The organism is Aquibacillus koreensis, from assembly GCF_025154055.1.
GTDB classification, from domain to species: Bacteria; Bacillota; Bacilli; order Bacillales; family Amphibacillaceae; genus Aquibacillus_C; species Aquibacillus_C koreensis.
Genome location: NZ_JAOALK010000012.1, coordinates 55,697 through 69,202, shown reverse-complemented (window position 1 = coordinate 69,202; position 13,506 = coordinate 55,697). Strand labels below are relative to the sequence as shown.

Genomic DNA, 13,506 nt, shown 5'->3' with positions numbered 1-13,506 from the left:
GCTGGTGTACAAATATGGGTTTAATGTAATCATCAGGAAAGGCAAACAATTTGTCATAACAACATGATGTATCAACAAATTTTTTTGTGCTGATTTGTCATAACAACATAACAACATGATGATTGAACGATACAAATCAATGGGGGTGAATAGATGAGTACAATTAGTCGATCCAAGCGTTTGCCGCTGTACTTTCAACTTAAGGAGTTAATCATCGACAAGATTGAAGGTGGTGAATGGCAATACGGGGATCTTATTCCAACCGAAATACAGTTGGGTACGATGTTTGATTTGAGTAGGACAACTGTTAGGCAGGCACTTACAGAACTTGTAACAGAAGGAGTTTTGGAACGGATTCAAGGTAAAGGTACATATGTTTCTTATCCAAAACTCGAACCAATCAGGCCAGATGTTACTGGGTTTACCCAAGATATGGTTGATAAAGGACATATAGTCAGTTCGATTGTTCATGCTCAGGAGTTTGTAAAAGCAGATGAAAAGCTTAGAAGAATATTAAATTTACAACCAAATAGTGAGGTTTATAAATTAAAAAGACTTCGACTTGTAGATGGGACCGTTATTGGCTATCACGAGGCCTATTTAAATCATCAAATTGCTCCATTTGTGGATTTTAGCAAGTATGATTTTTCAAAGGATTCTTTATATCAATCATTAATGAAAGAGGGAATCACTTGGGGTGAGTCCGATGAGACTGTGGAGGCAGGGCTAGCAAGTGAGACTTATGGAGACCTTTTAAATATTAAAAGTGAATCTCCAATATTGAAACTTTCAAGAACTACTAGATTAGAAGATGGACAACCATATGAGTATGCTACGATGGTTTATCGAGCAGATAAGTACCGTTATTCCATCAAGTTAAGATAACCAATTGTAGGAGGAGATTTTTATGAGTGGAAAGGTTTTTCCCGTAAAAGATAATTTTGTAAAAGAGATATTTGGAACAGACAAGGCAGTAATTGGAATGATTCATTTGAAAGCATTACCAGGTGCACCACATTATAAGGGTGAGTCATTAGAAAGTGTTTTTGAATTTGCTTTGAATGATGTACGTGCATACGAAGAGGGAGAAGTAGACGGACTTATTATCGAAAACGCTTGGGATCTCCCTTTTGCTAAGCCAGAGGATATCGGTTATGAGACCGTTGCAGCATTAAGTACAATCGCTGAAAAGTTAAAGCGAGAAACTAATTTACCAATTGGAATTAACTGTTTAGCGAATGCTGCGATTCCAGCTCTAGCAGTTGCAAGAGCCAACGATCTCCCGTTTGTCAGAGTAAATCAATGGGTTAATGCTTATGTTGCGAATGAAGGGTTTATGGAGGGACAATCAGCTAAGGCTCTTCGTTACCGTTCCGCAATTAAAGGAGATGATATTAAGATCTTTGCGGACGTCCACGTGAAGCACGGAAGTCATTCAATCGTTGCAGATAGAAGCTTAGCCGATCAAACGCATGATGCAGTTTTCTTTGATGCAGATGTACTTATAGCTACTGGGACACGAACAGGAAACGAAACAGAAGTGGATGAGGTTGAAGGTATTAAATCAAACACAGAGCTTCCTGTCATTGTTGGAAGTGGGATGCATACCGGTAATGTTAATAAAATCCTATCAATTTCAAACGGTTGTATTGTAGGTAGTTCACTGAAAAAAGAAGGTTTATGGTGGAATCCAGTAGACCCTGAACGAGTGAAGGAATTTATGGAAAAAGTAAAACAGTTACGTAAAGAAGAAGTGTTAGTTGAACATGAATAATGAGTTAGATATTTTGCTATATGGAAGCTTAAACATGGATTTTGTATCCTTTGTTAAACAATTACCAATGACTGGTGAAACGGTTGCTGCAGATACTTTTTTAATGTCCCCAGGTGGGAAAGCAGCTAACCAAGCAGTTGCTTCAGCGAGGCTAGGTGCGAAGGTCGGACTGGTTGGTAGAGTTGGAAGTGACTATTTAGGAAAAGAAATGAAACAAGCCCTTGAACAAGAAGGAGTTGTGACCGATTACGTGCTAGAGACCGACTATTCTGAGACCGGAACAGCGGTCGTCACAGTAAATAGTCAAGGTGAAAACACAATCGTTACTAATAAAGGCGCTAATGCATTTTTAAGTAAAGATGACATTACTAAGTCAGAAACTATCTTGAAGAGGGCAAAAGCTACTATTCTACAACTAGAAATGGAACAGGACGAAGCGGAGTGGATTATTCAACAGGCAAAGAATAACGACAAGGTTGTTGTACTAAACCTAGCGCCTGTTGTACCGATTCGTAGGGAAGTTTTAGGTTTGGTAGATTTATTAATTGTTAATGAAGTTGAAGCAGCACAATTAACAGGTGTACCCGTAAACTCTGTTGGTTCAGCTATATTAGCATCGAAAGAGTTGAGAGAAATTGGCATCGATAATGTTGTTGTAACGCTTGGTGCACAAGGTGCAGTTCTTCATAACGATCAGGTTGCCAAACAGTTTATCCCTCCGCAAGTTGAAGTGGTGGATTCGACTGCTGCCGGTGATTGCTTTGTTGCAGCCTTAACCACTTTTTGGATGAAAACTGGGGACCTAGAAAAAAGTGTAGAAGATGCTGTGTTAGTTTCAGCTTTATCCGTAACAAAAAAAGGGGCGCAAACTTCTTTACCGACATTTTCTGATTATGAATCTTTTTTGGAACGGGGTGTATCAAATGGATAAGCCAATTTTAATAATGGAAGGTATTACGAAGGAGTTTCCTGGGGTTAAGGCCCTTGACGGGGTTGACTTCGAGTTATATCCTGGCGAAGTTCATGCATTGATGGGAGAGAATGGTGCTGGTAAATCGACACTAATGAAAATTCTTTCCGGTGTTTACCAACATACCGCGGGCAAAATTCTTTTAAATGAGGAAGAGGTAACCTTAAACAATCCTACAGTTGCTCAAGAATTGGGGATTTCGATTATTCACCAAGAATTTAACTTGTTTCCTAACTTATCGGCAGCAGAAAATATTTTTATTGATCGTAAGGAGATCATATCAGCTTCAGGAAAAATTAATTGGTCTAGGATGAATGCGGAGGCAAAAGCCTTAACTGAATCGATTGGAGCAGATATTGATGTAAGAAGAGAAGTACAGTACTTAGGTGTTCATAGTCAACAAGTCATCGAAATTGCAAAAGCACTATCATTCAACGCCAAGATCCTAATTATGGATGAGCCATCAGCTGCTTTACCAGAAGACGAAGTGCAGAAGATGTTTGATGTAGTGAAGCAGTTAAGGAATAACGGCGTAGCAATTGTCTATGTTTCCCACCGGATGAATGAAATTTTTAAAATTGCTGATAAAGTAACAGTACTGCGTGATGGGGGAAAAGTATCAACGAACAAAATTACAGAGACTACTGAAGATCAACTAATCAGTGAAATGGTTGGAAAAGAAGTTGGGGATTTATATCCTGATAAAACAAAACGGATTTTTAATGAGTCTGTCTTAAATGTCAATGACTTTGACATTACTAGTAAACATAAAGTCTCGTTCTCGTTAAGAAGAGGTGAAATCTTGGGTTTCTTTGGCCTAGTAGGGTCTGGAACTCATACGTTAGCAGAAAGGATATTTGGACTTAAAAAAGGTAAAGGGACCGTAGAAATTAACGGTAAGTCTATCTTAATAAAGAATCCAAAGGACGCAATGAAGCAGGGTATTGCTTATTTACCTCCAGATCGACATAGGCAAGGGCTAGTTAAAGAATCGAGTATTAGAGAAAATATGACTCTACCTATTTTAAAACGAATATCTAACGGATTAATAATCGACAAGAAGGCTGAACAAGTTATTAATGAAGAATACATTGAAAAGCTAAGTATCAAAACGCCAAGTCAAAATCAAGTTGTCAATCTACTAAGTGGTGGTAATCAACAAAAGGTTGTATTAGCAAAGTGGTTAACTACTAAACCTGATATTTTGATAATGGAGGAACCAACTAGAGGTGTTGATGTTGGTGCAAAAGCCGAGATCTACCGGTTGATAAATGAACTTTCGTTAAGTGGACTGAGCATTATTCTGATTTCAACCGAAATGCCGGAGTTAATAGGAATGAGTGATCGAATCCTCGTGATGAACGAAGGTAACATTGTAAATGAATTTAAGAATGGGGAAGCTGATCAACAAAAATTGCTAAAAGAAGCTTCCAATTCAATTGACAAAATGGTGGTGTAAGAAATGGCAAATATTTTTAAACGTCGCGAAGCACCGATCATCCTATTCACTATCGTTTTATTTTGTATATTTAGTTTAATTTCTTCAAATTTTTTAAAACCAGATAATCTTGGATTGATTTTAACGCAAATCACAACTACTGGCCTGATTTCAATCGGGATGCTAATGGTTATCTTGTTTGGAGGTATTGATTTATCAGTAGGATCTGTCTTAGCTGTTGTCGCAACTGTGGTCGGGATGTTGGTCAACGCAGGGATTAATCCGTTTGTTGCTGCCCTAATTGGTATGGTTGTTGGTGCTATCTGTGGCGCATTCAATGGATTATTTATCGCTTGGTTTAATATTCCAGAAATCATAACTACACTAGCAACCATGTTCATTTTTAGAGGTATTGCTGTAGCAATTAGTGGAGGGGAATGGGTAACTAATTTCCCTGATAGTTTCAACTTTTTTAGCCAAGGAAAAATCATTGGGATACCAGTACCTATCGCATTATTTGCAACTGGAGCTATTATGTTCGGTTATATTCTTAGTCAGACCCGGTTTGGAAGGAGAGTATATGCCATTGGTGGAAATAAAGAGGCTGCCAAGTTAGCTGGTATGAGTACAAGAAAGACGAAATTCCTTGTTTATATCTCTAGCGGTATGCTTACATCTGTTGCAGCTGTCATTTATGCTTCTCAGGTAGGTAGTATTCAAGCTTCAACTGCAGGAAGCGGAATAGAGTTTACTGTAATAGCAGCAGTACTAGTTGGTGGGGCAAGTATTTTTGGTGGTGTTGGAACGATGCTTGGAACAGCTTTTGGAGTGCTACTAATGGGCATGATTAAAAATGGTCTTGTTCTAACACAAGCATCTGTATATTGGGTAGATGCTACCACAGGTTTTATTTTAATTCTTGCTATTATCATCAATACGGTGCAACGGAGTAGAAATCTCGCATCAAGGGAGGGTGATTTAGTTTGAATCTAGTGAAGGAAGAAGTAAATACTAGACTAAAAAGACTGCCTAGTATAAAAATCAATACAATTTCTATCCTGGTTATTTTACTGGCAGGGCTATTGATTTTCTTTAGCACGCAAAGCCCATACTTTTTAACAACGTTAAATATTACAAACGTTTTAGTTCAAGTAACGACGATTGGGTTAATTGCCATTCCAATGACGTATGTCATTATATCTGGGGCAATGGATTTATCTGTTGGATCAATATTAGGCTTGTCAGCTGTAACTTTAGGCTTCCTTTATGAAAGTGGAACCAACATTTGGGTAAGTGTTGTACTAGCTTTAGTCGTTGGTGCATTAGCAGGTGCTTTAAATGGTCTGTTAATTGCAAGGTATAAAATGCAAGCCATTGTTGTAACAATTGGAACGCTCGTTATGCTTCGCGGGCTTGTCTATATTATTACAAAAGGGAAGCCAATTAGTGGTTATCCAGATAGCTTCTATTTTCTAGGTCAGGGAAAAGTTTTAGGGATTCCCTTCAGTGTAATTGTAATGATGGCTCTTTTTAGCATTGCCTATATCCTGATTAAAAAAACGAGAATTGGTAGATACACATATGCACTCGGAAACAATGAGGAAGCAGTCCGTTATTCCGGTATAAATGTAGTGAAGGTTCGATTTCTTACCTTTGTGATGAGTGGTCTTTTTGCGGGTATAGCGGCTATATTCTATGTATCTAGATATGCTAGTGCACAAGCAAGTGCTGGTGATGGTATCGAGCTTGATGTTATCACAGCAGTGTTAATTGGAGGAACACATATCTTTGGTGGCCGAGGAAGTTTGGTTGGAACGTTCTTAGGTGTCTTAATCATCGGCACGTTGCGTAACGGTTTGAACTTAATGGGAGTATCTGTCTTATTTCAGACAGTTATATTAGGCGTCTTAATCTTGGTTGCTGTAAGTAGGCAAAATAAATAGGGGGATCTTAAATTAGGGAGAGTGTCTAATTAATAGTACCATATTGTCTGTATTTAAATTCTGAATATTTAGAAAATATAAGATAAGGGGATGGATATTTTGAAAAAATCATTTTTAAGAGTTTTGGCATTGTTAACTTTAGTTTTAGGTCTAGTTGCTTGTTCAAATCAGGGTGGAGCAACTGAAACTCCAAGTGAAGGTGATACTGGAGGAGATGCTGCAAGCACGTCAAAAAGCTTCTTTATCAATCCAAAGTCAATTGGCCCTGCATATTGGGCTGCTGCTGAGAAAGGTGTTAAGCAGGCTGGCGAAGATTTAGGTGTAGAAGTTGTCTTTAATGCGCCATCTACAACCGATTCAGCTCAACAGATTAATATGATTCAAGATATGTTGACTAGACAAGTTAATGGTGTTGGTGTAGCACCAAACGATCCTGAAGCTGTAGCACCAGTCTTCTCCAATGCACTAAGTCAAGATGTTCAGGTTGTAACATGGGATAGTGATGCACCTGATACTGATCGTAAATATTATATCGGTGCAGCAACGGATGCTGAATTAGGTGAACAATTTGCTGAAATGATTGCTAATCAAATTGGTGGAAGTGGTAAAGTTGCATTTATGGTAGCCAGTTTGTCAGCACAAAACCAAACGGCTAAAGTCGATGCAGCAACTGCCTATCTAGAAGCAAACCATCCAGATGTTGAAGTTGTAACTACAGTATCAAGTGATGATGATCAACAAAAAGCTTATGAAAATGCGCAAAATCTGATAAGTACTTATCCTGATTTAAAAGGTCTAGTTGGCTTTGCTGGAGCTGAGGCACCCGCAGCAGCACAAGCAGTTGAAGAAGCAGTGAACGCTGGTAATATTGAACAAGGAAAAATTAAAATTGCTGGTTTTGCGGTACCTAGTTTAGTAAAAGAATACCTTGAAAATGGTACCATTGAAGAAATGGTTACTTGGGATCCAAGTAAACTTGGCTACACAACAGTCTATACATTAAATCTATTAACGGATGGAGAAGATGTAGAAGACGGTATGGAAATTCCTAATGTAGGAAGTATTAAGGTTAATGGTGACATCATTTTAACAGGTACTGATGTTCTTACGAAAGATAATGTCGCAGACTTTGGATTTTAATCTTGTAGGAGGTCAGAAATGCTAATGGAAATCAAAGTAGAGCCGTTAACTAAAGAAGGTTTTAAAGATTATGGTCGTGTCGTTGAAATTCCAGATGCTGAACCCTCAAAGGTGGGTGAAGGATGGGAATGTTGGAGTTATGTTCAAACAATGGATATTGATACCGAAGTAGGAATGGGTTTGGTAACTACCAACGTAAGACCATTTGAGGTAGATTCAATGGAAAGACATGACAGCAGGGAAGAGTTGTTACTTGCAATCAATGAAGATATTATTCAGCCTGTTGCCACATATAAGGAATTGTATAGTCCGGATGAGCAACCGGAAGTAGAAAATGTAAAATGCTTTTATTTGAAAAAGGGTCAGGGGATTATACTGAATAAAGGTATATGGCATAGTCCTGCTTATCCAGCTAAAGCAAGCACAACCTATCTTTTTGCTATTGAAAAGAAGCCAGATATATATGGTGATGAGCTGATTGATCCATGGGTAGAGTTCGTTGGTAGTAAGAAGATAGCATTTAAATAAGCGAGAGAAAATAGCATCTCCATGAGGAGGTGCTATTTTAGATGCTGCTCAATTTTCCTGTCTGAAAATAGGAGGCAGTGGACCTGCTTGACTGAATAGGGGTCTGACCCTGTCGAAAGACAAATTCCACAGCTGGAGGACAGTTCGTTTTGCAGTGCATGTTCACCATCCTGACCGATCCCTCTGTCCCATTTTTCCGTTAATTGTTATAATGGTCATAGTTCTTCGAAAAGAATTCCTGGTGCCAGTCACCACTCGAGAAATGTCGAAATCGACAATTTACGGGTGGGGACTGGCACCATTTGTTTTACACGAATGTCTTTCTTATATAAGACCAAATATCCTGATAATTAGTATATAATGGTAAATAACTACGATTATTTGGGGTGACGAGATGAGCAAATATGTAAGATTCAGTCTTTTTGTAATCGGTCTCACAAGTATAACGGCTATTATTTTTTTAATATTATCTTCTATGAAATTAGAACCTTTACCCTCCATTCATGACAACGAGCATATGATCCAAGTGTTGGATGAACGAATTGAAAGGATGAGTCAAAATGAAGAGGCTTATAGAGATTTCTCTATGGCTACTTCACCTAACAATGCAACTGGAAATGCTGCTTCAGCATTTTCTAGTGGAGCATCCACACCCGCACCCGCTTCTCAAACAAATGTGCAAGTGGATGGGATTGATGAAGGGGATATTGTAAAGAACGACGGTAGGTATGTGTATTTTGAACATGATAATAACATAGTAATCGCTTCAACTAAAGGAGCAGAAAGTAAAGTGATTACTAAAATTAAAAACAAAGCGTTTTACTTGAAAGAACTTTATTTGCATGAAGACTACCTTGTTAGTATCGGATATTCAGACACGAAGGGCGCTCTTCGGGAGGATGAAGGTTTATATAAAACAACAGTATATATATACGACATATCGGATATAAAAAATCCAGCATTAATAAGAGAGTTTACGATGGAAGGCACCCTTACCTCCTCTAGAAAAAAAGATAATGATTTATATCTTGTCATGCACACCAGGCCTCATCCATCATTTTATCAGTCCTATGATGATGATCATTCCGTAGATTTAAGTGAAATCGATCTACAACCATATGTAAAAGACACAGCCGTAAGTAATGAGGGGGCACCTGTTCCATTCGAGGCTATACACTACTTACCTGAGAGTACAGACCATAATTTTTTATCGCTGATTTCACTTGATTTAGACAAGTTAGACGAAAAGGCAAATATAAAAACATATTTAGGTGCTTCCGAAAACATGTACATGTCAAATAATCATATTTATGTATCGGCATTGAAATATAATTATGAAACAAACGCCGATGGGGAAATTGTTGATAGACAGCTAGATACACAGATTCTTCAATTTAAGATTAATAATGGGATCATCACTTATCGTGGATCTGCAGAGGTGGAAGGATATCTCATTAATCAGTTTGCTATGGATGAACAAAATGGCACGTTTCGTGTAGCGGTTACAGATGGATTTATTTGGCGCGATAATGAACCTTCAACAAACAATTTATATACATTTGATACAAAGTTAAAACCTTTAGGGTCGGTTGAAGGATTAGCTAAAGATGAACGGATTTATAGTGTTCGCTTTATGGAAGATGTGGCATACATCGTAACCTTCCGCGAAACGGACCCACTTTTTGTGATAGATTTGAAAGATGCCAGGAACCCTAAAGTGCTTGGAGAATTAAAAATACCAGGCTTTAGCAATTACCTGCACCCACTCGATGAAGATCACCTGATAGGTTTTGGTCATCATACTGTTTTAGAAGATGTACCAGATCAAGAGGAACCTCGTGTTCTGCGAGCTGGTTTAAAAATTTCTATTTTTGATGTAAGTGATCCTACTAATCCAAAAGAAGCGTTTATGAAGGTTTTAGGAAGGGATTGGTCTGGGTCTGAGGTGAACCGTAATCATCACGCCCTATACAAACACCCTGAAAAGAATTTATATGGAATTCCAGCACAATTGGATGAGGTTGAGCTTGTTAACAAGGAATTCCAAGTCGACACTAGTTCTAATTTTGAAGGTGCTTTATTATTTCATATTTCTCCAGAGTCTGGAATAACACTAAAAGACACGATTACACATCAAAAAAATACCTATCGACCTGAATGGGAGTACGCAACAAAAAGAATGATCTCTGTTGGAAACATGTTATATACACTTTCTGAAGAACAGATGAAAATCTATGACTTGGAAGAAGAACGTGTGATAAAGACGGTAGAGTTTTAACCCAAAGGGGTCAGACCCTGTCGAAAGACAAAATACACCTTTTGTCCACGGATAGAGGACAGTCTGTGTTTGTAATGTGATCGAATCAAAGGGTGAAATTTATCATCCCTAGAATTTCCTGGTTCCAGTCACCACCTACAAGTGGTAGCGGAAGTGATCGCTTGGTGGGAAAGGATCACCAGTGATGGTCATGAAGGCATCGTCATTAAACCTGAAACATTTATTACAAGGGCAAAAGGGAAACTAATCCAGCCTGCCATCAAGGTTAGAGGGAGTAAATACCTATATATCATTTATGTAATGGATTACTTATTACCAGAAAACTTAAACAGACTAAAGCAGAGAAACGTGTCAAAGAAACAAAAGCTGGCACTGAAAGAATTCTCATTAGGTGTGGAAGGGATTAGAAGATTTGTTGGTGGAGAGTCGATTGAACGCGTGCACGAATGTGTATTAGGAACACTAGCGATGGAATCTGACCCAGTAGATCCGAGGTTGTAGGTGTGACAGAGTGCAGGCATTACATCCGTCAAGTTCAGTAGGTTAGTTAGAATTGTTGCAACTATTCGGTATCCTTCCTTTTTAAAAAGTAAGGGAGGATAATTTTTTGGGGTGGGTTCCTTTTGCTTGATGCTTATGTCCATTATTACTTTTACCGTGTTAATTGAAAAATTGGAAGGGATTTGGGCTTTATGGGTGAATACACATACTATATCAGGAGGAAGGAAATTGTATTCTATTTATGATGTTGTTGTACTTGGGTCGCTACTTTTAATATTGTATATTATTGTTGATTTTATAAGGAATAAAACAAGGAATCTGATAAGGAGAATAATCCTTTATAGTTTTGTTTTCTATTTCCTAAATGTTGTTCAACTTACAACTGGAGGTATTGTGATTCCACCTCAAAAGGACTTTGTACCAACAACTCAGCTAATTCCATTTTATTTTATCGGAGACTTATTTAGTATGTATCGCTCTAATGGTCTAGATTGGTTTTTCTGGAATTCCTTAAAGTTAACTTTCTTTAACTTTATTATGCTAATGCCTCTAGGTATTTATTTGTCATTATTGTTTAGGGTGAAAAGAGTATCTAAAGCGCTGTTAATCATATTTCTTGTAAGTCTTTCCATTGAAACAATCCAATTCTCTTTTGCTTATTTGGGATTGGTGATGGGTCGAGGATTTAATATAGATGACTTAATTGTTAATACTTTGGGTGGAGTTATTGGCTTTTTAATTTTTGAGTTAATAAAGAGAGTGGCTTTTTGTATTTTTCCAAGTCATAAGATCATGAAGGACAGCAGTTACTAAGCTAATGGAGAGCGAATGCTTAACAAGGGTATTCGCTTTTCTTTGTTACACGACATAAATAAAAATAGATGGAGGTATAGTTATGTGGATAATATTCGGGGTTATTGCGATCGTAACAACTTTTATTAATCTTTATTTGTATAAAGCAGGAAAGGATTATAAGCTTGCTATGGCGATGGCATTATCATTTACAGCATTAACAATTTGTGCAGATTACAGTTATTTAACTCGATGGGTAAAAGCAGAAGATTGGGCGGCTTTATCGGATGTAATACCTGGTATGGCAAGGGCATTTTGGTTTTTGACAATTGTTTCTATCTTACTAAATATAGCACCCATATTTTTAGAACGAAAACGTAAGAGATAAAGACTTATTGCGTTTATCTAGGATCTTGTGAACTAAAAGATGCACATATCAATACAACGAGGGGGATTAGTGTGAATATTGATTTTTTATCAAACCATCCCGATAAAATTAAAGAAGTTTCTGAGATGGTTTTTAAGGAATTTGTAATGGATTCGGCTAGTAGCATGAAACTGGAAGAAGTTGTTAAACATTTTTCAACAACAAAGGACAATGCATTTCCAATAACACTTGTTGCTTTAGAGAACGGAGAATGTTTAGGAACTGTATCAATCTTCAAAAACGATTTAAAGATAAGAGACATGTATAAACCTTGGCTTGCTTCTCTATATACAAAACCTGAGTATCGGGGGAGAGGTGTAGGGCAAAAGTTAGTAGCCAAAACCATAGATGTAGTCAAAGAATTAGGATTTAAAGAACTTTATTTAAGAACAGAAGATGCATCGGACTATTACAGGAATAGCGGATGGACCTATATTGAAACTGTTTCTGATGATAAATACGAAAGAATTGATGTATTTAAAGTAAAGTGTATTTAATTTAAACCAACAGTCTACTTTGTGGAAAATTGCACTTCAAGTAAAGGGGGCTTATACAACAAGGAGGTGCACCCTTGTTGTATTAAAGGGCAGTAATGCACAATAAGGTGTTAGAAATAATTAAAGGGGGGTAATGAAATTCATGACAAAACTAAGTTGTGCAATTTTGGTAGGTCTAATTACTGGTCTTTGTGTTTTTGCAGCAGTTATGTTAATTCCAGATTCAAGTTATAAGCCTATATTCATTATCTTAGTTGCTTTTTTAAGTAGTTACATCAGTGGTGAATTTGTAACAAAATTTCTAAAGAGTAATGACGAAATAGTTTAGGTACTGTTGTGCTAACGGGATGTTTATATAACACAAAAAGATTTGGGTGATTTAAAATGGTAGCGGCATTTTTTATGTATTTTGTTATATTTTTTGTAGTTGCAAGATTGATAAGCTTTTTAGGTAGGATAAAGTGGTTTCCTTCAGTAAGAACTACAATTCAAAAGGATGCGAAATTATCAGCGATTTTTTCATTTGTTATTGCTTTAGTCCTGATTATTGGTGAATACAATTAGTTTTCATTAAATTAACTAGCTGGGTGCTTGTTTCGCTAACGGGCGTGAGTGTTGAACATAGGGATTCGACTTGCCTTGTTAAAGTAAAGGATGCTTGTTGAAAAAGGAATCCCATATTCACCTAAAAGTGTATTGAATATATGTGATATATTCTAAAAGTAATTGGAAGGGTTGAATTGATAAATGGACATAAGAAAACCAAATGAAGTAGAAATTGAAAAGATATTAACACTTTCTCCACAAGCGATATTTGAGGGAACTTTAGGTGAAATAGAACCAACGATTGAAAAAGCAAAACAACTGGTAGAACCTCTTCTAAAGAAGGGGAGTTATTATTTAATATCAACTGAAAACAATGTAATAACTGGTTGGATTCTTATAGGCGGAAGTAAAGACCAGTTTTCAGATAAGGCGCTCGGATTTATTTATGAATTATTTGTTCTAGAGGAATACAGAGGTAGAGGTATTTCAAAACAATTGATTAAAACAGGTGTTGAACAATTGAAACAAGAAGGATACTCCGAAATTCGTTTAAGCGTATTTGATGGAAATCAAGCAATTAAGATATATGAAAGTCTAGGCTTTAAAAACAGAACAATTACTATGAATATTTCATTATAAATAACAGGAGCGAATATTTAACGAGGCGTTGTC

The 13,506-nt window shown here is 37.1% G+C and carries 15 protein-coding genes; all 15 read left to right on the top strand.

Translation table 11 applies throughout. The features are described from left to right. The first annotated feature begins 153 nt into the window (after positions 1-153). The 15 genes from NYQ66_RS02970 (at position 154) to NYQ66_RS02900 (ending at position 13,473) form a co-directional block, all read left to right on the top strand. Positions 154-885: a GntR family transcriptional regulator gene (locus NYQ66_RS02970; protein WP_259866669.1), complete on the top strand. Its 732-nt coding sequence runs from the start codon at positions 154-156 to the stop codon at positions 883-885. Between the two features lie 22 nt (positions 886-907). Beyond that, positions 908-1,774, top strand: coding sequence for a BtpA/SgcQ family protein (locus NYQ66_RS02965; protein ID WP_259866667.1), 867 nt, complete (start codon positions 908-910; stop codon positions 1,772-1,774). Next, positions 1,767-2,705 carry a ribokinase gene (locus tag NYQ66_RS02960; RefSeq protein ID WP_259866994.1) on the top strand — a complete coding sequence of 313 codons (939 nt, stop codon included), beginning with the start codon at positions 1,767-1,769 and terminating at the stop codon, positions 2,703-2,705. Before NYQ66_RS02965 ends, NYQ66_RS02960 begins: the two co-directional genes overlap by 8 nt. Continuing rightward, the gene (locus tag NYQ66_RS02955) at positions 2,698-4,203 is read left to right on the top strand and encodes a sugar ABC transporter ATP-binding protein (protein ID WP_259866665.1); all 1,506 of its coding nucleotides are present in this window, start codon (positions 2,698-2,700) and stop codon (positions 4,201-4,203) included. Before NYQ66_RS02960 ends, NYQ66_RS02955 begins: the two co-directional genes overlap by 8 nt. A gap of 3 nt (positions 4,204-4,206) precedes the next feature. After that, positions 4,207-5,169 (top strand): ABC transporter permease, encoded by a 963-nt coding sequence (locus NYQ66_RS02950; protein WP_259866663.1) that lies wholly within the window; start codon positions 4,207-4,209, stop codon positions 5,167-5,169. Positions 5,170-5,174: 5 nt separating this feature from the next. Further along, on the top strand, positions 5,175-6,125 hold the full coding sequence (locus NYQ66_RS02945; RefSeq protein ID WP_259866992.1) for an ABC transporter permease: 951 nt from the start codon (positions 5,175-5,177) through the stop codon (positions 6,123-6,125). Positions 6,126-6,224: 99 nt separating this feature from the next. Next, complete coding sequence (locus NYQ66_RS02940) at positions 6,225-7,265, top strand: autoinducer 2 ABC transporter substrate-binding protein (RefSeq protein WP_259866661.1); 1,041 nt, start codon at positions 6,225-6,227, stop codon at positions 7,263-7,265. Between the two features lie 18 nt (positions 7,266-7,283). Beyond that, a complete protein-coding gene (locus NYQ66_RS02935) occupies positions 7,284-7,793 on the top strand; it encodes an ureidoglycolate lyase (protein ID WP_259866659.1) in 510 nt (169 codons plus the stop codon). Positions 7,794-8,187: 394 nt separating this feature from the next. After that, positions 8,188-10,071, top strand: a complete 1,884-nt coding sequence (locus tag NYQ66_RS02930) for a beta-propeller domain-containing protein (RefSeq protein ID WP_259866657.1) — start codon at positions 8,188-8,190, stop codon at positions 10,069-10,071. Between the two features lie 153 nt (positions 10,072-10,224). Then, positions 10,225-10,572: a metallophosphoesterase gene (locus tag NYQ66_RS02925; protein WP_259866654.1), complete on the top strand. Its 348-nt coding sequence runs from the start codon at positions 10,225-10,227 to the stop codon at positions 10,570-10,572. A 228-nt stretch (positions 10,573-10,800) separates the two neighbouring features. Then, positions 10,801-11,385: a VanZ family protein gene (locus tag NYQ66_RS02920; RefSeq protein ID WP_259866652.1), complete on the top strand. Its 585-nt coding sequence runs from the start codon at positions 10,801-10,803 to the stop codon at positions 11,383-11,385. A gap of 82 nt (positions 11,386-11,467) precedes the next feature. Beyond that, the gene (locus NYQ66_RS02915; RefSeq protein ID WP_259866650.1) at positions 11,468-11,752 is read left to right on the top strand and encodes a hypothetical protein; all 285 of its coding nucleotides are present in this window, start codon (positions 11,468-11,470) and stop codon (positions 11,750-11,752) included. 71 nt (positions 11,753-11,823) lie between these two features. Continuing rightward, a complete protein-coding gene (locus NYQ66_RS02910) occupies positions 11,824-12,288 on the top strand; it encodes a GNAT family N-acetyltransferase (RefSeq protein WP_259866648.1) in 465 nt (154 codons plus the stop codon). Between the two features lie 142 nt (positions 12,289-12,430). Beyond that, positions 12,431-12,616, top strand: a complete 186-nt coding sequence (locus tag NYQ66_RS02905; protein WP_259866646.1) for a hypothetical protein — start codon at positions 12,431-12,433, stop codon at positions 12,614-12,616. Between the two features lie 419 nt (positions 12,617-13,035). Further along, the gene (locus NYQ66_RS02900) at positions 13,036-13,473 is read left to right on the top strand and encodes a GNAT family N-acetyltransferase (protein ID WP_259866644.1); all 438 of its coding nucleotides are present in this window, start codon (positions 13,036-13,038) and stop codon (positions 13,471-13,473) included. Positions 13,474-13,506 lie beyond the last annotated feature (33 nt).